Here is a 24504-nt window from a genome sequence, read left to right on the forward strand (position 1 = left end):
ATTTTCGCTTTAGTGGGTTCCTACAGCCTTGCCGTAAGTGCGCACGACATTGCGAACCGCTTCGACCATCAGGGCATGCGGCGTTGCTTCGACCGCACCCGAGGCGACGGCCGGATAAAGCGTACCCAGATACTGGCTGATCAGCGTTTCGGGTATCTTGCGACCTTCCAGACGCTTCAAAAGCGCATCGACGGCGGCGGTCGCCACCGGGTGCGGCCAGTAATAGCGGATGCGGTCGCTATAGGAGAAATGGCGTTGCAGGCGCAGTTCCTCCGCGTCGCCGTGATAGTATTTTTCCCAGTTCTTCGGCTCGGCCAGAAGCAGCGCTTCCATCTTGCCGCGCAGGGTTTTTTCATCCGGCAGCTTGTCGAGGAAAGCCGCAATCTGGTCGAGACCGTAAAGCGCCTCGCGCAGTGCAAACGTCAGGCCGGGGCCGACTTTCAAAATGGCAAAACCGTCGTGCACGAGGTCGGAAAGCGCTTCCACCGGTTGGTAATCGGTCGAATGGGCTTCGAACACGAATTGCGGCATTTCGCTCAGAACACCGCTCAGCGCCGTCGCTTTTTCGCTGTTGTAGAAGACGACATTTTCGTTGCCGAATTCGACACCCGGCTGCACCACAACGCCGATGGCGCGGGCAAAGGCGTCTTCCAGTCCCAGTGCCGCGAAAGCCTTGCGGTGAATGGCGACGGTTTCGACTGCTGCGCCCGGCGTGGTCAGTTCCAGCTCTTCGATTTCTTCCATCGCGCCGCCGGGAATTGGCACTTCAGTGCCGATGATATAGACCGGCAAGTCATATCCGGCTTCGCGGGCCGCTGCTTCCGAAACCTTGGCCAGACGCGCGGCGCGCTCGGCGGTCACGGCATCAGGCAGCGCGACTGGCTCGCCAGCGCAGCCCATCGACGTATCGAGATGGATTTTGGTGAAGCCTGCGCGCACAAAGGCATCAATCATCACATCCGACTTCGCAAGGGCTTCTTCGGCTGGCAGATGCTTCCACGGGTTGGGGCCGAGATGGTCGCCACCCAGAATAAGCCGCTTGGTGTCGAAGCCGACGCGCGCGGCGATGTGTTCCACGAAGCGGCGGAAGTCGACAGGCGTCATGCCCGTATAGCCGCGATCCTGATTGACCTGATTACAGGTGGCCTCGATCAGCACGTCCGTCTCGGCCGCCATGCCTTCGAGGAGGGCTGCTTCGATCACCAGCGGATGTGCAGAGCAGATAGATGTGATGCCACCGCGAACGCCGCTGGCGTAACGGGCGGGAAGTACGCTCAGAACGTTCGTGCTGCTCATGCTGGAACTCCGTTTTTCTGCAAGAAGGCTACAATTTCAGCCATGGTCGAGGTGCCTTCCATCGGTCCCTTGACGCCGACGGCGCGAGCGCCGGTGGCATTGGCGATGACTAGAGCTTCCTTCGTTGCCATGCCGCGCAGCCAGCAGGTGATGAATGCCGCGCCAAAACTGTCGCCCGCGCCGGTCGGGTCGATTTCATTGACCTTGAAAGCAGGCGCGAAAACTTCGCCGGACTGGTCGAAATAGCTGGCGCCGTCCGCGCCGCGCTTGATCACAACGGCTTTGATACCGCGCGCCAGCAGTTCTTCTACGGCGGCTTTTTCCTCGGTCGCCTTGGTGAAGAGGAAAATTTCCGGGCCGCTCGGCATGAACAGGTCGGTGTTTTCCAGCGCATGGGCCAGTGCCTGGCGCATGCCCGGCAATTCCAGCATTTCCTTGCGGATATTCGGGTCGAAGGACACTGTGCCGCCCTTCGCCTTGATGCGGATTGTCGCCTCGTGGATCGCCGAAACGATACCATCGGAGAACAAGGCCGAACCCATAATATGCAGGTGATCGGCGGTCTCGATCAGCTTGTCGGCTTCCGGTGTCAGGCCAATCGCGCTGCACGCGCTGTGCTTGATGTTGAAGATGAAATCGCGATTGCCATCCGGGCGATAGCGCACGAAAGCGCTGCCGGTCGCGGCTGTGGGGTGTACGCCGATGGCCGAAACATCCACGCCGTCTTTTTGCAGGCGCTCGACATTGAGCGCGCCGAAATCGTCATTGCCGACCGCGCTGACCATGCCGCAAGGCTGGCCCATCTTGGCCGCCTGATCGATGAAGATCGCAGGCGCGCCGGAAGCGAACGGGCCGATCAACGGGATGGCGGATTTGAAACCGTTGCCGGTTTCCACGGCCATGATCTCGACGACGATTTCGCCGATGGTGATGATCTTTTTCATGAGGTGCACCGCAATTACGTCCGTACGGATTTGGAGCGCACATCGAGCCAGACCGCGACCAGAATGACCACGCCCTTGACGATGAGCTGATAGAAGTAAGGCACCGACAGCATGTTCATCCCGTTATTGATGACGCCGATGATAAGCGCGCCGAGAATGGTGCCGACCATGGTGCCGACGCCGCCAGCAAGCGAGGTGCCGCCCAGAACGACTGCCGCAATGGCGTCGAGTTCATAGCCCATGCCCGCATTGGTCTGCGCCGAGGACAGGCGCGACGAGAGCAGAATGCCGCTGATCGCCGCCATCACGCCGGAAAGCATGAAGACGATGATCTTGATGCGGTCGACACGGATGCCCGAATAGATCGCGGCTTCCTTGTTGCCGCCCGACAGGTAGATGCGGCGGCCGAACACGGTCTTGGACAGCAGGATATAGTTGAAGATGAACAGGACGCCGACGATCCAGATGATGATCGGCAGGCCGAGCCAGTTTTCCGACCCGATGGCGAGCCAGGTGTCGTTTTCGATGATTTCCGGCGCGCCATTGGTCGGCAGGCTGACCATGCCGCGATAGATGCCCATTGTCGCGACCGTCACGATGAAGGAGGGCAGCATCAGTTTTGCCGAAAGCACACCATTCAGTCCGCCCATGATGGCGCCCGCCGCGAGCGTGAAAACCACGGTTGGCACAAAGCCGAACCCCATGGAGAAGGCTTGCGCCGCCACCATGCCGGAAACCGCGATGATGGAGCCAATCGAAAGGTCGATCTCACCGAGCAGGATCACATAGGTCATGCCATAGGCGGCAACGGCAATCACCGCCACCTGCTGCATGATGTTCATGAAGTTGTTGAAAGCGAGAAAGCGCGGGTTCAACACTGCGAAGACCACGCAGAGCACGGCCAGCGAGACGATGATGCCGCCATATTGGCGCACCAGCGGGGAGGAGAAAAGCGAACGGCGGACTTCCGCGTCCACGGCTTTCTTCTGGAGATTTTGGGGGTTGCTCATAGGTGCATTCCTGCTGCGTAGCTCATGACGGTTTCGGGCGTAAGGCCATCGGCATCGACAATGGCGGCGACATGCTTGTTATGCATGATGGCCACCCGGTCGCTGAGGCCCAGCACTTCCGGCAGTTCGGAGGAAACCATCAGGATCGCCGCGCCATTGGCGGCAAGTTCACGGATGATGCGATAGATTTCGAATTTCGCGCCGACATCGACACCGCGTGTCGGCTCGTCGAGAATGAGGATGCGCGGCTTTGTTTGCAGCCACTTTGCCAGCACGATTTTCTGCTGGTTGCCGCCGCTGAGCGATCCGGCAACCGTGTCGATGGATGCCGTCTTGATGGCAAGGCGCAGAACTTCCGCCTTGGCGGCAGAGCGCTCTGCTCTGGAACGCATCAGGCCGAGCGGGCCAGTCAGCTGGCCAAGCCCCACCATATTGATGTTGCGCTCAACACTATGCGGAAGAACAAGGCCTTCTTCCTTGCGGTTCTCGGTCACGAAAGCAATGCCGTTGCGAATGGCATCGGTCGGCGAGGCAAGCGTGATGGCTTCGCCTTCGAGCCTGATTTCGCCCGTGGGCCGCAGCATCCCGAACAGCGCCTTCATCACATCCGAACGACCCGAACCGACCAGCCCGAAAAGCCCCAGGACTTCGCCCGGCTTCACATCGATGGAAACCTCGTGGAACTTGCCCGGAACGGACAGGTTCTTCGTTTCGAGAATCGGCGGAACATTGTCCGAAGGACGCGGCGCTTCACGTGGGGGATAGATATCGTTCATCTCACGACCAACCATCAGCGCGATCAGACGGTCGATGCTGGTCTCGCTCTTTTCGGCGGTCGTGACATATTCGCCATCGCGGACAACCGTAATGTCGTCGGAAAGCCGCATGATTTCTTCCATACGGTGCGAAATATAGATGACGGCAGTGCCCTTGGCCTTCAGGCGCTCAATGATCGAAAACAGAATTTCCGCTTCGCTGTCGGACAGCGACGAGGTCGGCTCGTCCAGAATGACGACGTCGGCGGGCTGGCTCAAGCCCTTGGCGATTTCGACGAGCTGACGCTGGGCAATCGAAAGATCGCCGACCTTGGCGCGGGGATCGACCGGAAGTCCCAGATTGGCAACAAGCCTGGTCGCTTCCGCATTCAGCTCGCGCTCGCGGATGAAGCCGAAACGGCTCGGCTCATGGTTCGCGAAAATATTCTCGGCAACGGTCAGGTTGCGGGAGAGGCTCAATTCCTGAAAGACGATGGCGATGCCGCTGGCGCGCGCATCGCGCGGGTTCTTTGGCGCATAGGCCGCGCCTTTGAGCAAAATCGTGCCGGAGGTCGGCTTGAACACGCCGGCCAGAATCTTCATCAGCGTGGATTTTCCGGCGCCGTTTTCACCGAGCAGCGTATGCACGCGGCCACGACGCACGGTCAGGTTCATGCGCTTCAGCGCGATGACCGGGCCGAAGGATTTCGCGATATCGCGAATTTCCAGAACCGTATCCGCTGCCGTCTTCTGCCCGGATGTGGTTTCTGTCACAGGAGTTGTCACTTTTGAGGCCTCCACGCTCCGTTTGCTACAGTCTGTCACGAACCGGATATGGCCGGGTCTGCACAGTCCTGCTGTCTAAAGGGATGCGGTGGCGGCTCGGAAAGGGGAGGCTTTCCGGGCCGCCACACGCTGAAAGGAAACAGCGACTGGGAGGAGTGTCGCTGCTTCACGCGGTGTTACTTGGTTTCGCCGTCCTTGGTGACGACGCCCGGAACGATTGGCTGCTTGGCCGGAACGCTCTCGCCCTTGATGACCTTGGCAGCGGTTTCAACCGCAACCTTGCCCATCTGATCTGGATATTGCGCTATAACGCCGACCATGATCGGGTCGTTCTTCACGGCGTTGCGGGCTTCTTCCATGCCGTCAAAGCCGATCACCTTGACCTGATTTTCGAGCTTGGCGGCCTTTACAGCCGATGCGGCGGCAAGTGCAGCGTCATCGCCGAAGCCGAAGATGCCGACGATATCCGGGTTGGCCTGCAGGATGTTCTGTGCCGTGGCCAGAGCTTCCGAACGGGTGATGCCCGGCTGGATCGCCACGATCTTGATGTCCGGATACTTGGCGATGGTCTTCTTGAAGCCTTCGACACGATCAACGACCGACTGCACGGTCGGATATTCGATGACGGCGACATTGCCCTTCTCGCCGATGGACTTTGCCATCAATTCGCCAGCCTTTTCGCCACCGGCAAAGTTGTCGGTACCGACAAAGGATGTCACGTCCACATTGATTGCAGGCACGTCGACGGTGATGACCTTGATACCAGCCTTTTCAGCCTTGTTGATGGCCGAGCGGACGCCCTTGCTGTCAACCGGCGAAATGATGATGACATCGACGCCTTTGGTGATGAAATCTTCCACATCGGCGAGCTGCTTGCTCAGGTCCTGATTGGCGATAGAAATTTCGAGCGGCACGTTTTCAGCCTGCGCTTCCTTCTTCATCGCGTCAGCGAGCGAGATGTAGAACGGATGCTGCTGGGTGAGAAGCGATGCGCCAACGCCTTCGGCAGAGGCAGCACCCGCCATCATGGCCAGAGCAACGCCGGAAAAGAGAATGCGGCCGAGAGAAGTGCGAAACATGATTTCCTCCGAATAAACCGGCGTCTGCCGGGGTGTCCTTCTAACAGGGACATGAATGATGACTTACCTGCTGGTTCATCGGACCGCAGCACTTTGCGTCAGTCTTCAAACCTACCGGAAGGGCAGGTGCCTTCAGCCCATTATCGAGCTTCTCTAGACATGATGGAGCTTGTTCAACGTGTCAATATAAAATTTTTCACGTGTAAATTTATAACGATTGAATTTGAGGTCAATTCGCGGGTGTGAATGGGGAAAACGCTGTGAATGATTGGATCGTGGTTCGTTGGGGCGTTGAAATTTGTTGCTTCTGCATGAAAATAAATTTACGCATGAAAAGAAAGCCGGGTAGCGCCTGAAAATCGCCTCGATACCCGCGATGGGAAAAGCAGGGCATGGCCGAACAGAAGATCAGGACGATGGAAGAGTTCGCAGCGGCAAGCGGATTGTCTCGTCCTACGGTCTCGAAATATTTCGATAATCCCGAAAACGTAAAACCTTCAACACGTGCACGTATCGAGAAGGCGCTCAAGGACTACAATTACCAGCCCAACATTTTTGCAGTCAGCCTTAATCGCAAGAAGCCGAAAAATATCGGTGTCATTGTTCCGCATATTTCGGATCCATTTTATGCAGAGATAATCCGCCAGATCGAAATGCGTTGTCTGGCTGAAGGCTACTGGACCATTGTACTGTCTTCACATGGTGAGAGAAAACTTGAAGCGCGAGCGATGCGGACGCTGATGTCTCTCAAGATTGCCGGCGTCCTGATGGCTCCCCTCGGTTTCGATACGGATGCGAAGCTTCTTGCCAGCTTGTCGGATTCGATACCTGCCGTTTTTCTGGACAGCCGTATCAGCGATGATCAGCCATTTGTTGGTACTGATAACCGGCAGAGCATCGGGAACATCACCGAATATCTCTATCGAACAGGGGAGCACCCCTGCTTTCTGGAAATGCCGGCTGTAAACCAGAATGCACTCGAGCGGCGTTCAGCCTATATCGAAACTATGGAGAGGCTCGGCGTTGAGCCGATCGTGCTGCCTATAACCGCAAAAAACTGGAATTTTGAGGAACTGGGTTACCAGGAGGCTAGCCGGATTCTTGATCGCGGCGGGTTTCCGACGCGTACCGTTTTGTGTGCCAATGATCGTCTCGCCTTTGGCGTTATTTCCGCGGCCTTCGAGCGTCGGCGCCATGTGGGACGCGAAGAGGGCTGCGATCTTCGTGTCGCTGGCCATGACGATCATCCTTTGAGCCGGTTCACCTGTCCGCCACTGACGACTGTTGCGCAGGATTATCGGCAAATTGCGGAACTCGGTCTCGATATGCTTTTCTGCCGTATCAATACGCAGGAAAGCGGTGCAGCGGTCGAGAAGGAAATCCGCCGTCTTGGTAGTCATCTCATCATGCGTGGCTCTGCCTGAAGAAACATTTCTTCGTCGTCTGGATTTTTTTCATGCACGCCTATGTGGATAGGCAGGCAGCATGGAGTTGTGCGGTAAACGAATTGCTGCAAGACTTGCGACCCATATACAGGAATGCCTCGAAATTGGTGAGCGGTTGATCCGCGCAGTTTTCCCCCATTTGCGGGATACTGAATATGCTGGAAGGGGGTAACGTCTTGCTTATCTGGTTAACTTCTATCGTCCTTCTCCTGATCGGGCTTGCGCTCGGTGCGGGAGGCATTTGGCTCGCCATGCTTGGTGGCAGCTGGTATTATATACTTGCGGCGATCGGCTTTCTGCTGACCGCCGTTTTGCTTTTCCGACGCAGTGCTGCTGCGCTGTGGGTCTATGCTCTTGTCATTCTCGGATCGCTCGGATGGGCTGTTTATGAAGTCGGTTTCGACTGGTGGCAGCTTGGCGCGCGCGGCGGCATCATTGTGCTGCTTGGATTCTGGATGCTGACACCATGGATCAGAAAACCATTGAACAATGGGACGGGCGATAGCGGTCTGCCGCTGGCGGCAGCGTCAGTGATTGCGGTCGTGGTCGCCGGCTATGCGATAACGCAGGATTCCTACAATATCACCGGAGATTTGCCGACGGAAAAGGTGGCTGCAACAGCGGATCTTGGCGGCAATGTTCCTGATGGCGAATGGCATCAGTATGGTCGAACGCCTTATGGCCAGCGCTACTCGCCGTTGGCGCAAGTAACGTCGGAAAATGTTTCGAAACTCCAGGTTGCCTGGCAGTATCAGACTGGCGACGTGAAGCAGCCCCAGGATGTGGGAGAAACGACCTATCAGGTCACACCACTCAAGATTGGCGATTCCCTTTATCTGTGCACACCGCATAACTGGGCCATTGCGCTGGATGCCGCAACCGGCAAGGAGAAATGGAAGTTCGACCCCAAAGTTGGCTTCAATACCGACCGCCAGCACCAGACTTGCCGTGGCGTAAGCTATTGGAAGGATGCAACTGCAACGGCGGGAGCGAAATGCGCTGAACGTGTCTATCTGCCGACGTCAGATGCCAGACTGATCGCACTGGATACGGCAACCGGAGAAATTTGCACGGATTTCGCCGATGGCGGGACGCTCGATCTCAGTCACGGAATGAAATACAATCCGGCAGGATATTATTACTCCACGTCACCCCCTGTCGTTGTCGGAGACAAGATAATCGTTGGCGGTGCCGTGAACGATAATTACTCGACTGAGGAACAGTCGGGCGTCATCCGCGCATTCGATATCCGCACCGGTCAACTTCTGTGGAACTGGGATTCGGGTAATCCGGATGTGACCACGCCGCTACCGGAGGGCGAACACTATACGACGAACTCTCCGAACAGTTGGTCCGTTTCAAGTGTCGATGAGAAGCTCGGGCTGATCTTTGTTCCGCTCGGCAACAAAGTGCCGGACCAGCTTGGTATGGATCGCAGCGAGAATGTTGAGAAATTTTCTTCATCCATCGTTGCTCTCGATGTGAATACCGGGCAGCTTCGCTGGGTGCGCCAGACCGTCCACCACGACCTTTGGGATATGGATGTTCCCGCCCAGCCGGTGCTTCTCGACATCAATGGCGTTCCGGCACTTGTCGGCCCGACGAAACAGGGCGATCTCTACGTTCTGGATCGGCGTACCGGCGAGCCGATCATTCCGGTCAGGGAAATCCCGGCTCCGACGGGCGCAATTCCGGAGGACCATACGGCTCCCACGCAGCCGATCTCGGACCTTACTTTCAGTCCGCCTCCCTTGCGCGAAAGCGACATGTGGGGCGTGACAATGTTCGATCAGCTCGCTTGTCGTATCAAGTTCCACGAATTGTTCTACGAAGGCCGATATACCCCGCCTTCACTGCGTGGAACGATTGTCTATCCGGGCAATTTCGGTGTGTTCAACTGGGGTAGCGTGGCAGTGGATCCGGTACGGCAAGTCATGTTCGGCATGCCGACCTATCTCGCTTTCACCTCACGCCTGGTTCCACGTGCGGATATCCCACCAAAGGGACAGGATGAAAAAGGAAGCGAACAGGGCTTGAATCGTAACGACGGCGCTCCGTATGGCGTCTTCATGGGGCCATTCCTCGGGCCGCTTGGCATTCCGTGCCAGACGCCGCCATGGGGTTATGTTGCTGGCGTCGACCTGCGTACCGGCAAGATTGCCTACAAGCATCGGAATGGCACGATCCGCGATATGTCACCGGTTCCGCTTCCGCTGAAGGTTGGCGTTCCGGGCATTGGTGGACCGATGATCACGGCAGGCGGCGTTGCCTTCCTCGGGGCAGCCGTGGACGATTATCTGCGCGCCTATGATCTGACTTCGGGCGAGCAGCTTTGGGAGGCTCGACTTCCTGCTGGCGGCCAGTCAACACCGATGACCTATACGGTCGGCGACCAGCAGTTCGTACTGATGGTGGCCGGTGGCCATGGTTCAGTCGGAACCAAACCGGGTGATTACGTGATTGCGTATACGTTGCCCAAAGGCTGAGTCAGTGGAGCATAATCCGACCGGAGTGAAACGAGGATCGATAAGATTATGCTTAAAATAGATGAGTTAGAACGCCGATCTGATCCAATCAGATCGGCGTTCTAACATGAAAGCAAGAATGCCAGGATCGTTCCCGGCGCTCTTTTGCGACACTCTCAGATTTTACCGTGTAGCAGCTCGCCTTTGCGAGGAGCGGGACGTTTACGGTTATCCGGGTTGCTTTCTGATAGCTGATGGATGATGGGGCAATCGGGGCGATTGTCGCCATGACAGTTTTTGGCCAGATGGCGCAGCGTATCGGCCATCTCCTGCAACTGGCGCATCTTGGCTTCAAGCTCCTCGACATGACCGAGCGCCACCTTCTTGACATCGGCGGATGCGCGGTTGCGATCGCTCCAGAGCGCCAGCAATTCCTTGATCTGTTCAACCTGAAAACCGAGATCGCGGCTGCGACGGATGAAACGCAGGGTCTCGACATCTCTCTGCGTATAGACGCGATAGCCCGAACCGGTTCTCTCGGCAGCTTCGATAAGTCCGATTGTCTCATAATGGCGGATCATCTTCGCCGATATGCCAGATGATGCAGCTGCCTGCCCGATGTTCATCCCGTTCCTCGCTGGCTGGTCGTTTGCAAGGATATAGGAATGCTGCGGCGCCTTTCAAAGAGGGACGATGCTTTCAGATAGTGCGTCCGGAACGCTTCATGAGATAATGCTCAATTGCTTGAAACCCATCGAAGATGAGTATGGCGAGCGCCGCCACCACGAGCCCGCCTTGCAAAACGAAAGCAAGATTGTTGGAAATGAGCCCGGCTATAATGACTTCCCCAAGTGTTCTGGCGGCGACCGTCGAGCCGATGGTAGCCGTTGCAAGGCCAATCACGGCAGAAAGTCTGATACCTGCCAGAATGACCGGCATGGCGAGCGGAACTTCGACTTTGACAAGTCGTTGCGCGCTGGTCATTCCCATGCCGCGCGCCGCCTCGATGACAGGCGATGGAAGGGTTGTCAGTCCCGTCAGTGTATTCTCGAAAATCGGAAGCAGACCATAGAGGAAGAGGGCAATCAGGGTTGGCTTGTCTCCGAAACCGAAGACTGGCACCGCCAGTGCCAGCACCGCAACAGGAGGAAAGGTCTGGCCGATATTTACAAGACTGCGTGAAAGCGGCAGAAACTCCGCCCCTTGCTTTCTGGTCACAAAGATCGCCATCGAGACGGCGACCATCGTGGATGCAAATGTTGCCAGAGCAACCAATCCGAGATGCTGCAAGGTTAATGTCATGAAGTTGGCGCGATCATAAATGACAGGCACCCCCTCGTTGACGAGAGGTCGAAACAAGGGCTCGAAAAGATGAGGCTGCAACAAAAATAACAGCAACACGCCAAAAAGCAGCGCTCGCGGAACAAGGGACAAAAACAATCTCATGCCGGACGCTCTGCCTGGTGCAGAAGCCTGTCCAGAGTGACTTGCCCAAGCGGTCTTCCATCATGGTCAAGAACAGGAAGGGCTTTCCGCCCCGACCATAAAAGTTCTGCAAGTGCATCACGTTGCGATGCTGTTACGGGCAATGTTTCACCACTTGCGTCACCGGGCTGCAGCACCGTTTTAAGATCCATGAGGGACAGGAGGCGGAAGGGGCGCTCGCCTGTCCCGACAAGGCGTTCGACGAATTCTGTTGCCGGATGGGCGAGAATTTCCGCAGGTTGGCCATATTGCAGCAGTTTGCCGTCATCCATGACGGCGATACGGTCACCCAGTGATATCGCTTCCTCCATGTCGTGTGTCACAAGGATTATGGTCGTGCCAAGGCGTTTCTGGATTGCCTTGAGGTCTTCCTGCGCTTTGGCCCGAATAACCGGATCGAGTGCTCCGAATGGCTCGTCCATGAGAAGGATGTTCGGTCCGGCAGCGAGCGCACGCGCCACGCCGACGCGTTGTTGTTGCCCCCCGGAAAGTTCATGCGGATAACGGTCGCGATAATCCGCTGGTTCAAGCTGGAAAAGGTCAAGCAGTTCATCGACGCGGGTATCGATGCGTTGTTTTTGCCAACCGAGCAGGAGAGGCACCGTCGCGATGTTTTCTGCAACAGTGCGATGCGGAAAGAGCCCGTTCTGCTGGATGACATAGCCAATTCGTCGCCGCAGAACATGGCCGGGCTCATCCATGATACTGTGGCCATCGATGCGGATTTCTCCGCCAGTCGGCTCGACCAGACGATTGACCATCCTCAGCAAGGTGGTCTTGCCCGAACCGGATGTCCCAACGATTGCTGCAATGCTGTGGGGTTCGATGGAAAAGCTCACAGCGTCCACCGCTGCGCGTCCATTGTAGCGCTTTGTGATATGTTCGAACTCGATCATAGAGAGCTACCTTTCTCAGTGATTTCGATGGCAGCGTCGAGAATGACAGCAGCACCAAAGGCGAGAAGAACGGTTGGCAAGGCGCCCAGCAATACAAGATCCATTGCCGTCTGCCCGATACCCTGAAAGATAAAAGTCCCAAAGCCGCCGCCGCCAATCAATGCAGCAATCGTCGTCAGGCCGATATTTTGCACCATGACGATCCGTATGCCGGTGAGAATGACCGGGAACGCCAGTGGAAATTCTGTCTTGAAGAGACGCTGCAGGCGCGTCATGCCCATACCACGCGCTGCATCCGTCACTGGTTCGGGAACCTGTGCCAGTCCGGCTACGGTATTTGCCACGATCGGCAGCAGCGAATAGAGGAAAAGCGCAACGAATGCCGGTGCTGCGCCAATACCACGAATGCCGAGAGCTGCTGCCCAGGGAAATTGCGTGGCGAACCAGCCGAGTGGCGCAATCAAAATGCCGAACAAGGCCATTGATGGAATGGTCTGCACGATATTAAGGCTGTTCAATATGAAAACGCGAAGTTTCGGTAAGCGATGGCAGATAAGCCCTAGCGGAATACCCACTACTGTGGCCGCCACAAGTGAACCTAAAGCCAGAGCAATATGTCGTTCTGCTTCGTTCCAGAAGCTTTCCGCACGGCTTTGATATTCCTTCATGAATGAAATGCTGTCCCAGAGCCCCGAAGAAAGCAGCGCAGCAAGAAGCAATCCCGCAATCACCAGCAGGCCGACACGTAAAAGCGGGCCAGCCCGCAGCCGGACCAGCCCATCCGCGACATAAAGTGCACTGGCGAAGAACAGCAGCCAGAAACCGGAAGCTGGGGAGACGCGGGCATAATTGTTTCCTGTTGGCGATAGGTATGAGGCAGCCAGCCCGATTGCCGCCATGACGGATGCGAGACAGAACAGAGCAGCAAGGAGCCGCAACAACCTGTGACTATGGATAACACCGATCAGCAGCCCTGCTGCCACAATAACTGCAAGCGATAGCGCCCATTCGGTCGGTAGAGCCTCAAAAAGATAACGAGGCTCACCTTGAACGATGCGGTTTGCCCGGAAGTTTGCGAATGGCAGAAGCAATCCCGTCAAGCCGATCGCTGCAATGACAAGTCCGAGCTTGTCGATGCATGTGAACAAGCTCTTCGTGCCATTTACCAGGATCGTCTGGCGTGTTGCATTCATACCCGGCAAATATCCGCTATCCCACTCTCTACTTTAGAAAACCGTTGGTCTTGAGAAAATCCTCGGCTACCGCCTTTGCCGGTTCACCACCCAGTTGCACGCGACCGTTGAGTTCCTGAAGGGTTGTGAGATCAAGTTTCTCAAAAACCGTCTTCAGCAGCTCTTCGATTTTGGGATTCTTCTCCAGTACTTCCTCACGGATGATTGGAGCTGGCTGATAGACAGGCTGCACATGCTTGTCGTCTTCGAGCACGACGAGCCCTGAGGGAGCAATGCCGCCATCTGTGCCGTAGACCATGGCCGCATTGGCGCCATTGGTCTGGTTGGCTGCGGCTGCGATGGTAGCCGCAGTGTCGCCACCTGAAAGTGTAATAAGCTGGTCAGGTTTCAGGGTGAAGCTATAGGCGGTCTGGAAGGCAGGCAGAGCCGCTGCCGAGTTCACGAATTCCGACGAGGCCGCCAGAATGACCTTTCCGCCTCCCGAAATGTATTTTCCGAAGTCGCTGAGGTTCGTAAGTTTGTTTTCATCGGCGACATCCTTGCGAACAGCAATCCCCCAGGTGTTGTTCGCCGGTGAAGGCGCCAGCCAGACGATCTTGTTGGCATCGTAATCGAGCTGTTTTGCCGCCTCAAATGCCTTGGCGGGATCTTTCCAAAGCGGATCGTCCGCCTTGTTGAAGAAAAAGGCGGCATTGCCCGTATATTCAGGATAAATATCGATTTCGCCGGCGGTGATCGCCTTGCGGACGACGGGGGTGGCACCGAGCTGGATGCGATCGGTTGTCTGGATACCATTCGCATTGAGAACGGCCAGAATGATATTACCGAGGACGCCGCCTTCGGTATCGATCTTTGAAGAAACGACCACCTGTGCCTGAGCGTGGCCGGAAAACTGAAACGCGCCCGCAAAGAGGGCAAATGCGACGGCACTCCCCTTCAATAGGTTCCTGTACGACATATCCTTCATCCCATCGCGCTGATTGTTCCTTGTGAGGATAAACTATAGCGCGAGCGGGAAAAGGAAACTGCCGTTCGACACCCCTCCTGACAGCAGGCTGGCAGGAGGGGTGATGTCATAAGGCTGGCTCAGGCAGCAAAATCGTTTTGCGTGCCATGTGCTTCAATAGCCTGCGCAAGGCGTTGCAGCGCATGAACATAAGCTGCCGAGCGGACAGTCACATTATGCTGCTTGGCGTGGTTCCAGATTGCGCGACCTTCGCGTTCCATAATGGTTTTCAGGCGCTCATGGATTTCTTCAAGCGTCCAATAATAGCCCTGACGGTTCTGTACCCACTCGAAGTAGGAAACCGTCACACCGCCCGCGTTTGCGAGAATATCCGGCAGGACGATGACGCCCTTTTCCTCCAGGATCTTGTCGGCTTCCGGAGTGACAGGGCCATTCGCAAGCTCGACAATCAGCTTGGCCTTGATGGATCCCGCATTGTCTGCATGGATCATGTTTTCCATGGCGCTTGGTACGAGCACATCGCAATCGGCAGCAATCAGCTCATCCGGGGTGATCGCTTCATGGCCGTTTTTGCCAGCGGTTGAAACAACCGACTTGTTCTGCGCTTTTGCTTCCAGAAGTGCATCGAGATCAAGACCATTGGCGCAGTAAACAGCACCGGACGAATCCGATACAGCGACGACCTTGTGACCATCGCTTGCCATCAGCTTGGCGATGAACTGGCCGGCATTGCCAAACCCCTGAACCGTGACACGGAGCTGCGATGCGAGGCCCAGATCTTGCGACAGATGACGCACAAGGTAGAAACCGCCGCGCGCCGTGGCATCATTACGCCCGAGCGAACCACCCAGTGCCAACGGCTTGCCAGTGATGACAGCAGGTGAGGATTGCCCGACAATCTGGGAGTATTCGTCCGCCATCCAGCCCATGATCATGGAATTGGTGTAAACATCCGGTGCTGGAATGTCACGATCCGGCCCGATGATACCGGAAAAGGCCTGAATGTAGGCGCGCGAAAGGCGTTCCAGCTCAGCCTTCGAAAGTTGCCGTGGATCGACCTGAATCGCACCCTTCCCGCCGCCATAGGGCAGGTTCATGACCGCGCATTTGAATGTCATCCAGAAAGCGAGGGTCTCGACTTCTTCCGCGGTCGATTCCGGATGGTAGCGGATGCCGCCCTTCGTCGGGCCACGCGTATCGTCATAGCGGCAGCGCCATGCAAGAAAGGATTTGCGCGAACCGTCGTCCATACGGATCATCAGCCGCACCTTCATGGTTTCACGCGCATATTTCAGCTTCTCGATGACATCCGCATCAATGTTGATATGGCCTGCAGCCTCGTCCAGACGGACAAGTGCGCTTTCGAGTAGATTCTCCTTAGTCACGGAATCACCTTTCTTGCGTTTATTTTATTATGGGTGCGATTTTACGAAAGAATGCGTAGTCCTTTGCGCAATAAAAGAAAAGGAAAAAGGACAATAATGTTGTCCTATTTTATGGGGGTGGTTTTTGAAACTGCTTTGCCGTCAGGTTGCAGACGTTGCCTTGCTTGTTCATGGTCGGACGAGATGTCGCGAAATGGTGGGCATGTCGTATTTGTGGCGTCTTTTGACGCAAGCCTGCTGTCGGGCTTGAAAGGGAAACAATACAAGTATCATCAAAGGCTTCGCTTGTGCCGTCAGGGCGCTTGCAGTCGCGAAACTGGTGGTTGTCCATGTCCCGCTTTTCTGCAGCTTCTATTATTAAAAACGCGCTTTCCGGTAACAAGAACTGGAAGCCGCAGTGGCCGAATGCCGAACCCAAGGCCGAATATGATGTGATCATTGTCGGCGCTGGTGGGCATGGTCTGGGTGCCGCCTATTATCTGGCCAAGGAACACGGCATCACCAATGTCGCGGTCATCGAAAAAGGCTGGCTTGGCGGTGGCAATACTGGGCGCAACACCACCATCATCCGCTCCAACTATCTCTATGACGAGAGCGCGCATCTCTACGAACATGCGATGAAGCTGTGGGAGGGGCTGAGCCAGGACCTCAACTACAATGTCATGTTCTCGCAGCGCGGCGTGATGATGCTGGCGCATACGGTGCATGATGTGCAGAGCTTCAAGCGTCACATTCACGCCAATCGTCTCAATGGCATCGACAATGAATGGCTGACCAAGGAGCAGGCGAAGGAATATTGCCCGCCGCTCGATATTTCGGCCAATGCGCGTTATCCGGTTGTTGGTGCCACCTTGCAGCGGCGCGGCGGCGTGGCCCGTCACGATGCGGTTGCATGGGGCTATGCGCGTGGCGCGACTGAGCGCGGCGTTGATATTATCCAGAATTGTCCGGTGACGGCCATCCGCCGTGATGCGTCGGGCCGGGTGACAGGCGTGGATACGCCACGTGGTTTCATCAAAGCGAAGAAAGTGGCTGTTTCTGCTGCTGGCAGCACATCCATTGTCATGGATACGGCAGGCGTACGGATGCCGCTTGAAAGCTTCCCGCTACAGGCGCTTGTTTCCGAGCCGGTCAAGCCGATCTTCCCTTGCGTGGTCATGTCCAACACGGTTCATGCCTATATCAGCCAGTCCGACAAGGGCGAGCTGGTGATCGGTTCCGGCACCGACCAGTATGTCTCTTACAGCCAGCGCGGCGGTCTGCCGTTGATCGAGCATACGCTTGCGGCCATCTGCGAAGTCTTCCCGATCTTCACCCGTATGCGGATGCTGCGCAAATGGGGTGGTATTGTTGATGTCACGCCGGATCGTTCGCCGATCATTGGCAAGACGCCGGTTCCGGGCCTTTTTGTCAATTGCGGCTGGGGCACGGGCGGCTTCAAGGCGACACCGGGTTCGGCGCATGTCTTTGCGCATACGATCGCCCGCGACGAACCACACTGGATCAACGCGCCATTCACGCTTGAACGCTTCACCACCGGTCGTCTGATCGATGAAGCGGCTGCTGCCGCCGTGGCTCACTAAGGAAATAGGGGAAACACAAAATGCTTCTTATCCGTTGCCCTTATTGCGAGATGGAACGTCCAGAGCTTGAATTCGCCTATGCAGGCGAAGCGCATATTGCGCGTCCAGCCGACCCATCGACGCTTTCCGATGATGAATGGCGTGATTTCCTGTTCACGCGCTCCAATCCACGCGGCGCCCATTATGAACGCTGGCGGCATATCAATGGCTGCGGTCGCTTCTTCAATGCGGTGCGCGATACGGTGAGCGACAAGTTCGTCACCACCTACAAGGCCGGTGAACCCCGTCCTGCTTTGGCAGAAACTCCGGCTGCGGAGACGAAATAATGACCGATATGCGCATTCATAACAAAGGCCGTGTCAACAAGGCCAAGTCCGTGCGTTTCAGCTTCAACGGCAAGACCTATTCCGGCTTTGAAGGCGACACGCTGGCATCTGCCATGCTTGCCAATGGTGAACATCTGGCCGGTCGTTCGTTTAAATATCACCGCCCGCGCGGCATTCTTTCTGCCGGTTCCGAAGAGCCGAATGCGCTGATGGGCGTTTCGCGTGGACCCGGCCGCTATGAGCCGAACACCCGGGCGACGGTTCTCGAACTCTATGACGGTCTCAAGGCCGAAACCCAGAACCATTGGCCGTCGCTCAAGCACGATGTCGGCGCGATCAACGATGCGTTCTATATGTTCTTCTCGGCAGGCTTTTACTACAAGACTTTCATGTGGCCCAAAAGCTTCTGGAACAAGGTCTATGAGCCTTTCATCCGTGGCGCTGCCGGTCTTGGCAAGTCGCCATCCGAACCGGACCCGGACACCTATGCCAGCCGCTATGCGTTCTGCGACGTGCTTGTCGCGGGTGGTGGACCTGCCGGTCTGGCCGCAGCCCTTGAAGCCGCAAAGAGTGGCGCGAAGGTTATCCTCGTTGACGAGCAGGCCGAATTTGGCGGCTCGCTTCTGTCGGAACCAGAGCCGGTCATCAATGGCCGCGCAAGCTGGGACTGGCTCAATGAAACCATTGCTGCGCTGAAAGCCAATCCGAATGTCACGCTTTTGCCGCGCACAACGGCCATCGGCTATTACCATCAGAACATGGTGGGCCTTTGCGAACGCCTGACCGATCATCAGGCCAAGCCAGCCACTAATGCACCGCGTGAGCGTATGTGGCGCGTGCGTGCCAAGCAAGTGGTGCTGGCGCAGGGCGCTATCGAAAAGCCGCTGGTCTTTGCAGGCAATGACCGTCCCGGCGTGATGCTGGCATCGAGCGCACGCACCTATCTCAACCGTTACGGCGTTAAGGTCGGCAATCAGGCTGTCGTTGTCACCTCGCATGATAGCGCTTGGCTTGCGGCTTTCGATCTCGCGGTTGCAGGCGTCAAGGTTCTAGCCATCATCGATGTGCGTTCAAGCGTTGCCGACAGCCTTATTAATCGTGCAAAAATGCTCGGCATTGAAACACTGACCGGCTGGACTGTGACGGACACAGGTGGACGCCATCGCGTGTCGTCGGTTCGCGCTAATCCGGTTTCCAATGGCTCGGTCGGTGCTGCGCGCACGATTGCCTGCGATGTGCTGCTGATGTCTGGCGGCTGGAATCCGAGCGTGCATCTTTTCTCGCACACGAAAGGCTCTCTCGTCTGGGATGAGGCGCGTCAGATCTATCTGCCGGGCGAACGCACCGAGGAAAGCCGCTGCGCCGGTGCAGGCAATGGCAATTTCGATCTGCAGGCCGCATTGCGTGAGGGTGCGGAAGCGGGTGCTGCTGCGGCCTCGGATGCCGGGCATAAGGCCAAGGCGTCTGAATATGCGGTTGCCGGCGATTTTGTCTGCGATGGCGTAAGCTGTCGCGAATTGCCAACGGATCGCGATCCGGGCAAGGCTAAGGCTTTCATCGATTTCCAGAACGATGTGACCGCCAAGGATATTCGTCTGGCCGTGCGTGAGGGTTTCCATTCCATTGAGCACGTCAAGCGCTATACCACCAATGGCATGGCGACCGATCAGGGCAAGACCTCGAACATCAATGGTCTGGCTGTTGCCGCCGACGCACTCAAGCGTCCAACGCCGCAGGTTGGTCTCACGACCTTCCGCCCGCCTTATACGCCGACGACCTTTGGGGCTTTCTGCGGTTATAATCGCGGCAAGCTGTTCGATGTGACACGCAAGACGCCAATCGATAGCTGGGCTGAACAGCATGGCGCAGCATTCGAGCCAGTCTCGCTGTGGCGTCGCGCATGGTACTTCCCGAAAACTGGCGAAGACATGCATCAGGCCGTGGCGCGTGAATGCAAGGCAACCCGCCAGTCGCTTGGCATGTTCGATGCCTCCACCCTTGGCAAGATCGAAGTGGTTGGCCCGGATGCAGCGGAATTCATGAACCGCATGTACACCAACCCATGGACGAAGCTTGGTGTCGGGCGATGCCGTTATGGTCTGCTGCTTGGCGAAGATGGCTTCATCCGCGATGATGGCGTTGTCGGTCGTCTGACGCAGGATCGTTTCCATGTGACGACCACGACCGGCGGTGCCGCGCGTGTTCTCAATATGATGGAAGATTATCTCCAGACCGAATGGCCGGACCTGAAAGTGCGGCTGACCTCGACCACCGAACAGTGGGCCGTGGTGGCAATCAATGGCCCGAATACGCGCAAGCTCATTGAACCGATGGTTGAGGGGCTGGATATTTCTGATGAAGCCTTCCCGCATATGTCGGTTGCGGAATGCAAATTCCTAGGCGTGCCAGCGCGTCTGTTCCGCATGAGCTTCACCGGCGAGCTGGGCTATGAAATCAACGTGCCTGCGCGTTTTGGCCTGTCGCTCTGGAAGGCGCTTTATGAGGCCGGTCAACAATATGACATCACGCCTTACGGCACCGAAACCATGCACGTTCTGCGCGCGGAAAAAGGCTATATCATTGTCGGTCAGGACACGGACGGCACGATAACACCCGACGATGCAAGCCTTGGCTGGGCTGTTGGCAAACAGAAGCCGGATTTTGTCGGCAAGCGCTCGCTGGCTCGCCCTGATATACTGAAGTCTGACCGCAAGCATCTGGTTGGTCTTTTGACCAACGACCCGAAGCTGGTTCTGGAAGAAGGCGCACAGATTGTTGCCGATCCAAAACAGGCGCTGCCGATGACCATGCTTGGCCATGTCACTTCGTCCTATTGGAGCGAGGCCCTTGGTCGGTCTATCGCGATGGCCGTGGTATCAGGCGGCAAGGATCGTATGGGCGAAACGCTTTATATGCCGATGTCTGATGGTAGCGTACACGAGGCGGTTGTTTCGGGCATGGTCTTCTATGACCCCGAAGGCAAGAAACTGAACGGATAAGGATTGAACCATGCTTGTTGAGACAAAACCTTATTCGAACCGCAAGGTCGTCATTCCAGGTCGTCTGGAAATCCACGCAGCCGATGACGCTGCCCGCTTTGTCCTGCGCATTGCTCCGGAAAAACTGGCCTTGGCTGAAAAGGCACTGGGTGCAAAATTCCCTGCTAAGATCGGTGGCCTTACGCGCAGTGGCGATATTGCCGTTGCCTGCATCGGACCGGATGAATGGTATATCTGGGCCGAGGAAAACAAGGGCGCAGCCATCGTGCAAGCTTTCGCCAAGCTCTATGAAACCGAGCCGCATAGCCTGACCGAGGTCAGCCATCGCGAAACCGGCATCGATATTTCCGGCCCGCAGGCCGAATGGCTGTTGAATGCCGCTTCCCCGCTTGAGCTCTCAAAGATGAGCTTTCCGGGTGCTGCCCGCACGATCTTCGATCATGCCCAGATCATCCTGCTGAAATGGGACGCCGATCATTACCGTATCGAAGTGTGGAACTCATTCGCAGATCACGTCTGGACCCTGCTGGAGCTTGTGAGCCAAGAGGTCGAACTGGCGATCTGATTGATACCTTATTCCTCTCAAAACGCCGCCCAACTGGGCGGCGTTTTTGCATTCGGAGGCCAACTTCAGTCTTGCCTTCTATAAATCCATATGTGAAGACTATATTTACATAAGAAATTTATGAGGAGGATATTTCCCGATGTCGGAAAGCGAACTGCCGCTGAGCGGGCTTGTCGTTGTCGATATGAGCCAGTTTCTGTCGGGGCCTTATTGCTCTTTGCGTCTGATGGATCTGGGCGCACGCGTCATCAAGATTGAACGACCCGATGGTGGCGATCTCTCGCGCAGGCTTTATCTGAGCGACACGGAAATCGGGGGCGATTCCACGATTTTTCATGCGATCAATCGCGGCAAGGACAGCCTTGCGATTGACCTTAAAAATCCTGACGATATGGCGGCTTTGAAGAAACTTCTCACGCAGGCCGATGTGCTGATCCAGAATTTCCGTCCTGGTGTCATCAAGCGTCTTGGCCTTGACTACGAGGCAGCCAAAGAAATCAATCCGCGTCTCGTCTATGCATCGATCAGCGGTTATGGCGAAGAAGGTCCATGGGTCGGGCGTCCGGGACAGGATCTGCTGGCGCAAGCGCGTTCGGGCCTGATGTGGTTGAATGGCGATGAAGGGCAAGGACCGGTGCCATTCGGTCTTGCTGTTGCCGACATGCTGGCAGGTGCTGCAGCAGCGCAAGGCATCCTTGCGGCACTCGTGCGACGCGGCATCACTAATAAAGGTTCGCATGTCGAAACCAGCCTTCTTGAAGCGCTGGTCGATTTCCAGTTTGAAGTGCTGACCACCCACCTTAATGATGGTCGTCGCCTGCCAAAACGTTCCGATTTCCGCAGCGCCCATGCCTATCTTGCAGCGCCTTACGGTGTCTATCCGGCAGCGGACGGTTATCTGGCCATTGCAATGATGCCGATCCCGAAACTGGCGGCACTTCTTGGAACCGACACACTAGCGCCGTTTGCAGATGATCCGAAAATTGCATTCAACAAGCGCGACGAGATCAAGCGCCTGATCGCCGATCGTATCGCCCAAAAGACCGTTGATGAGTGGCTCGCCATTCTGGAACCGGCTGATATCTGGTGCGCGCGCGTTTTCAACTGGGAAGAGCTGCTTGCAAGCGAAGGCTTCTCGGTTCTCGACATGCTCCAGACGGTGACGCGCGAAGATGACGTTTCCATCACCACCACACGTTCGCCGCTGCGTATCAATGGACAGCGTCCGAAGGTGGCACGCGCCGCACCGCGCATTGGTGAAAACAGCAAAGAAATTCGTGAGGAGTTCGGACTTTGAGCACCATCAAGCTGAAAGGCATGACCTGGAGCCATCCGCGCGGCTATGACCCGATGGTTGCTGGTGCCAAACAATGGTTGCAGGATAAGGGTGTCGAGATCGAGTGGGAAAAGCGGTCGCTGCAGGATTTCGAGACCTTTCCGGTCGAGGAACTGGCGCGCAATTTCGACATGATCGTGATCGACCATCCGCATGTGGGCCAGATCACCAAGGAAGGCTGTCTACTGCCGCTTGATGTGCCGGGCCGCGAAACGGAACTCAAGGCGCTTGCCGATGGTTCCGTGGGTCAGTCCTTCCCAAGCTATAACTGGCAGGGGCGGCAATGGGCATTTCCGTTAGATGCCGCGACGCAGGTTCAGGCATGGCGTCCGGATTTGATGGACAAGCCCGCAACCTCTTGGGGCGAGGTGCTGCGTCTTGCCCGCGCCGGGAAAGTTCTGCTGCCATTGCGCTCGCCCCACTCGCTGATGTGTTTCTACACGCTGGTCGCCAATGCCGGAACGCCTTGCTCAGTGGAAGGCGAGCTGATCTCTGTTGACGATGGCGCCAAGGCGTTCGAGCAACTGCGCGAGATTGCTTCGCTGGTGAAGCCGGAATGTTTCGGCATGGACCCGATTGCCGTGTTTGAGGAAATGGCAAAGCCGGAATCCGAAATCGCCTGTTCACCGCTGATCTACGGCTACGTGAATTATGCCATGCCGGGTTTCCGCGACCGCCTGATCCGCTTTGCCGATATTCCATCGGGTCCGGCGGGTGTTGCAGGGTCGGCTCTGGGGGGGACTGGCATTGCGGTTTCAGCCTTCAGCAAGCATCCGGAAGCAGCTATCGATTTTGCCTATTGGGTGGCAAGCGGCGACGTACAGAAGGGACTTTACGCAGCCTCCAACGGTCAGCCGGGACATGCCGACGCATGGGAAGACGATAGTGTGAATGCGGCGACGTCCGATTTTTATCGCGACACGCGCGCGACCCTGGAAGGCGCATGGGTGCGTCCGCGTCACGATGGCTATATGCCGTTTCAGGAAGCAGCCTCCGAGCGCATCAACAAGGGCTTGCTGGACAATGAGAAGGCGGAAGATGTCGTTGCCGATCTCAACCGGCTTTTCCGCGAAAGCTTCTGATTAATATGGTTTGGCTGGCGGTAAATCCGCCAGCCTGATTACAAATTACAATTTCCAGAGACGCGTTGCATTCTCAGAGAGAAGCAGCGCTTTTTCGTCTTCGCTGCATCCTTCAAGAAGCGCATGGGTTGTCGCAACCCATGTCGAAAGCCCGGCATCGACATTGCTTGCTAAGGTGCAGACCGGCCAGTCGCTGCCCCACACGATCCGCTCCCAGCCGAATGACCGAATAACATGCTCGACATAGGGGCGCAGGGTTTCTACGGTCCAGTTTTCGACATCTGCATAGGCGACCACACCGGAAATCTTGGCGACCACATTGTCGCGTTGCGAAATCTCGGTAATCCCCTTCTGCCAGCTTTCCAGCGCACCTGATTTGATATCAGGAACGCCGCAGTGATCGAGCACAAACTGCACGTCTGGGGCAAAATCGGCCAGCGCTAGCACCTTGTCGACCTGATGGGGAAGGGTGCAGAGATCGAAGGTCAGGCCAGTGCCTTCCAGCCGCTTGATATTCTCTCGAAACAGCAGGCCCTCGGAGACATTATCGGGTACGACATGCAGCACGCGACGAAAGCCCTTGACGAAAGGATTGCTGCGGCTCTGTTCTAGATATTCGGCAAATTCCGGTTCTTCCGGGCGGCAGGATGCAATTGCACCTTTGATGAAGCCATTTGACCCTATGGAAATCTCTTGAATGTGGTCAGTTTCAGCTTGAATGGCATCCTTCGCCACATCCACTTCCATATGCAACGCCGCATTAATGCCGCAGCGTTCGGCCTGCTTCCGATAGGTCTCAAACAGAAAGTCGCGGTTCAAGGCTGGTACGTCTCCCAGCCATGGATAATTGAGCGCGCTTTTGTCTATCAGATGCAGATGAGTATCGATAATCATGAAAACTCTCCTC

The 24504-nt window shown here is 56.5% G+C and carries 21 protein-coding genes; 8 read left to right on the forward strand and 13 right to left on the reverse strand.

Annotated features, from left to right (window positions below):
* Positions 1-9: 9 nt before the first annotated feature.
* The 5 genes from CQZ93_RS01150 to CQZ93_RS01170 form a co-directional block, all read right to left on the reverse strand.
* Positions 10-1296 carry a D-tagatose-bisphosphate aldolase, class II, non-catalytic subunit gene (locus tag CQZ93_RS01150; RefSeq protein WP_105540950.1) on the reverse strand — a complete coding sequence of 429 codons (1287 nt, stop codon included), beginning with the start codon at positions 1294-1296 and terminating at the stop codon, positions 10-12.
* Positions 1293-2240 (reverse strand): tagatose kinase, encoded by a 948-nt coding sequence (locus CQZ93_RS01155; protein WP_105540951.1) that lies wholly within the window; start codon positions 2238-2240, stop codon positions 1293-1295. The genes CQZ93_RS01150 and CQZ93_RS01155 overlap by 4 nt, the downstream gene beginning before the upstream one ends.
* Positions 2241-2254: 14 nt before the next feature.
* The gene (locus CQZ93_RS01160; RefSeq protein WP_286151625.1) at positions 2255-3250 is read right to left on the reverse strand and encodes an ABC transporter permease; all 996 of its coding nucleotides are present in this window, start codon (positions 3248-3250) and stop codon (positions 2255-2257) included.
* Positions 3247-4791 (reverse strand): sugar ABC transporter ATP-binding protein, encoded by a 1545-nt coding sequence (locus CQZ93_RS01165; protein WP_105540952.1) that lies wholly within the window; start codon positions 4789-4791, stop codon positions 3247-3249. The genes CQZ93_RS01160 and CQZ93_RS01165 overlap by 4 nt, the downstream gene beginning before the upstream one ends.
* 176 nt (positions 4792-4967) lie before the next feature.
* Positions 4968-5870: a substrate-binding domain-containing protein gene (locus CQZ93_RS01170; protein ID WP_105540953.1), complete on the reverse strand. Its 903-nt coding sequence runs from the start codon at positions 5868-5870 to the stop codon at positions 4968-4970.
* Positions 5871-6262: 392 nt separating this feature from the next.
* Between CQZ93_RS01170 and CQZ93_RS01175 the strand changes: the two genes are divergently transcribed.
* On the forward strand, positions 6263-7294 hold the full coding sequence (locus tag CQZ93_RS01175; RefSeq protein ID WP_105540954.1) for a LacI family DNA-binding transcriptional regulator: 1032 nt from the start codon (positions 6263-6265) through the stop codon (positions 7292-7294).
* A gap of 197 nt (positions 7295-7491) precedes the next feature.
* Entirely contained in the window at positions 7492-9801 is a 2310-nt protein-coding gene (locus CQZ93_RS01180; protein ID WP_105543128.1) for a glucose/quinate/shikimate family membrane-bound PQQ-dependent dehydrogenase, read from the forward strand.
* 155 nt (positions 9802-9956) lie between these two features.
* Here the strand turns inward: CQZ93_RS01180 and cueR are convergent, their stop codons facing one another.
* The 7 genes from cueR to CQZ93_RS26520 all read right to left on the reverse strand — a co-directional run bounded on the left by cueR (position 9957) and on the right by CQZ93_RS26520 (position 16037).
* Entirely contained in the window at positions 9957-10406 is a 450-nt protein-coding gene (gene cueR / locus CQZ93_RS01185; RefSeq protein ID WP_105540955.1) for a Cu(I)-responsive transcriptional regulator, read from the reverse strand.
* A gap of 73 nt (positions 10407-10479) precedes the next feature.
* Positions 10480-11226 (reverse strand): ABC transporter permease, encoded by a 747-nt coding sequence (locus tag CQZ93_RS01190; protein WP_105540956.1) that lies wholly within the window; start codon positions 11224-11226, stop codon positions 10480-10482.
* On the reverse strand, positions 11223-12161 hold the full coding sequence (locus CQZ93_RS01195) for an ABC transporter ATP-binding protein (protein ID WP_105540957.1): 939 nt from the start codon (positions 12159-12161) through the stop codon (positions 11223-11225). The genes CQZ93_RS01190 and CQZ93_RS01195 overlap by 4 nt, the downstream gene beginning before the upstream one ends.
* A complete protein-coding gene (locus CQZ93_RS01200; RefSeq protein ID WP_105540958.1) occupies positions 12158-13354 on the reverse strand; it encodes an ABC transporter permease in 1197 nt (398 codons plus the stop codon). The genes CQZ93_RS01195 and CQZ93_RS01200 overlap by 4 nt, the downstream gene beginning before the upstream one ends.
* Positions 13355-13382: 28 nt before the next feature.
* Positions 13383-14312: a glycine betaine ABC transporter substrate-binding protein OsmF gene (gene osmF, locus CQZ93_RS01205; RefSeq protein WP_105543129.1), complete on the reverse strand. Its 930-nt coding sequence runs from the start codon at positions 14310-14312 to the stop codon at positions 13383-13385.
* Between the two features lie 128 nt (positions 14313-14440).
* A complete protein-coding gene (locus CQZ93_RS01210; protein ID WP_105540959.1) occupies positions 14441-15706 on the reverse strand; it encodes a Glu/Leu/Phe/Val family dehydrogenase in 1266 nt (421 codons plus the stop codon).
* 109 nt (positions 15707-15815) lie between these two features.
* Positions 15816-16037 (reverse strand): hypothetical protein, encoded by a 222-nt coding sequence (locus tag CQZ93_RS26520; RefSeq protein ID WP_181153290.1) that lies wholly within the window; start codon positions 16035-16037, stop codon positions 15816-15818.
* Here CQZ93_RS26520 and CQZ93_RS01215 point away from each other — a divergent pair.
* From CQZ93_RS01215 to CQZ93_RS01240, 6 genes are all read left to right on the forward strand, one after another.
* Positions 16036-17289: a sarcosine oxidase subunit beta family protein gene (locus tag CQZ93_RS01215; RefSeq protein ID WP_010658072.1), complete on the forward strand. Its 1254-nt coding sequence runs from the start codon at positions 16036-16038 to the stop codon at positions 17287-17289. The genes CQZ93_RS26520 and CQZ93_RS01215 overlap by 2 nt on opposite strands.
* A gap of 20 nt (positions 17290-17309) precedes the next feature.
* Positions 17310-17615, forward strand: coding sequence for a sarcosine oxidase subunit delta (locus CQZ93_RS01220; protein WP_105540960.1), 306 nt, complete (start codon positions 17310-17312; stop codon positions 17613-17615).
* Positions 17615-20614: a sarcosine oxidase subunit alpha gene (locus CQZ93_RS01225; protein ID WP_105540961.1), complete on the forward strand. Its 3000-nt coding sequence runs from the start codon at positions 17615-17617 to the stop codon at positions 20612-20614. The genes CQZ93_RS01220 and CQZ93_RS01225 overlap by 1 nt, the downstream gene beginning before the upstream one ends.
* A gap of 10 nt (positions 20615-20624) precedes the next feature.
* Complete coding sequence (locus tag CQZ93_RS01230; RefSeq protein ID WP_105540962.1) at positions 20625-21179, forward strand: sarcosine oxidase subunit gamma; 555 nt, start codon at positions 20625-20627, stop codon at positions 21177-21179.
* 139 nt (positions 21180-21318) lie between these two features.
* Positions 21319-22476 (forward strand): CaiB/BaiF CoA transferase family protein, encoded by a 1158-nt coding sequence (locus CQZ93_RS01235; RefSeq protein WP_105540963.1) that lies wholly within the window; start codon positions 21319-21321, stop codon positions 22474-22476.
* Positions 22473-23597 carry an ABC transporter substrate-binding protein gene (locus CQZ93_RS01240; RefSeq protein WP_105540964.1) on the forward strand — a complete coding sequence of 375 codons (1125 nt, stop codon included), beginning with the start codon at positions 22473-22475 and terminating at the stop codon, positions 23595-23597. The genes CQZ93_RS01235 and CQZ93_RS01240 overlap by 4 nt, the downstream gene beginning before the upstream one ends.
* A 45-nt stretch (positions 23598-23642) precedes the next feature.
* Here the strand turns inward: CQZ93_RS01240 and CQZ93_RS01245 are convergent, their stop codons facing one another.
* A complete protein-coding gene (locus tag CQZ93_RS01245) occupies positions 23643-24491 on the reverse strand; it encodes an amidohydrolase family protein (protein ID WP_105540965.1) in 849 nt (282 codons plus the stop codon).
* Positions 24492-24504 lie beyond the last annotated feature (13 nt).

Source organism: Ochrobactrum vermis (genome assembly GCF_002975205.1).
Lineage (GTDB): Bacteria > Pseudomonadota > Alphaproteobacteria > Rhizobiales > Rhizobiaceae > Brucella > Brucella vermis.

Coding starts and splice junctions, on each gene's coding strand:
- CQZ93_RS01150 (WP_105540950.1), bottom strand. CDS start 1,296: ATGAGCAGCACGAACGTTCTGAGCGTACTTCCCGCCCGTTACGCCAGC.
- CQZ93_RS01155 (WP_105540951.1), bottom strand. CDS start 2,240: ATGAAAAAGATCATCACCATCGGCGAAATCGTCGTCGAGATCATGGCC.
- CQZ93_RS01160 (WP_286151625.1), bottom strand. CDS start 3,250: ATGAGCAACCCCCAAAATCTCCAGAAGAAAGCCGTGGACGCGGAAGTC.
- CQZ93_RS01170 (WP_105540953.1), bottom strand. CDS start 5,870: ATGTTTCGCACTTCTCTCGGCCGCATTCTCTTTTCCGGCGTTGCTCTG.
- CQZ93_RS01175 (WP_105540954.1), top strand. CDS start 6,263: ATGGCCGAACAGAAGATCAGGACGATGGAAGAGTTCGCAGCGGCAAGC.
- cueR (WP_105540955.1), bottom strand. CDS start 10,406: ATGAACATCGGGCAGGCAGCTGCATCATCTGGCATATCGGCGAAGATG.
- CQZ93_RS01190 (WP_105540956.1), bottom strand. CDS start 11,226: ATGAGATTGTTTTTGTCCCTTGTTCCGCGAGCGCTGCTTTTTGGCGTG.
- CQZ93_RS01195 (WP_105540957.1), bottom strand. CDS start 12,161: ATGATCGAGTTCGAACATATCACAAAGCGCTACAATGGACGCGCAGCG.
- CQZ93_RS01200 (WP_105540958.1), bottom strand. CDS start 13,354: ATGAATGCAACACGCCAGACGATCCTGGTAAATGGCACGAAGAGCTTG.
- osmF (WP_105543129.1), bottom strand. CDS start 14,312: ATGTCGTACAGGAACCTATTGAAGGGGAGTGCCGTCGCATTTGCCCTC.
- CQZ93_RS01215 (WP_010658072.1), top strand. CDS start 16,036: ATGTCCCGCTTTTCTGCAGCTTCTATTATTAAAAACGCGCTTTCCGGT.
- CQZ93_RS26520 (WP_181153290.1), bottom strand. CDS start 16,037: ATGGACAACCACCAGTTTCGCGACTGCAAGCGCCCTGACGGCACAAGC.
- CQZ93_RS01220 (WP_105540960.1), top strand. CDS start 17,310: ATGCTTCTTATCCGTTGCCCTTATTGCGAGATGGAACGTCCAGAGCTT.
- CQZ93_RS01225 (WP_105540961.1), top strand. CDS start 17,615: ATGACCGATATGCGCATTCATAACAAAGGCCGTGTCAACAAGGCCAAG.
- CQZ93_RS01230 (WP_105540962.1), top strand. CDS start 20,625: ATGCTTGTTGAGACAAAACCTTATTCGAACCGCAAGGTCGTCATTCCA.
- CQZ93_RS01235 (WP_105540963.1), top strand. CDS start 21,319: ATGTCGGAAAGCGAACTGCCGCTGAGCGGGCTTGTCGTTGTCGATATG.
- CQZ93_RS01245 (WP_105540965.1), bottom strand. CDS start 24,491: ATGATTATCGATACTCATCTGCATCTGATAGACAAAAGCGCGCTCAAT.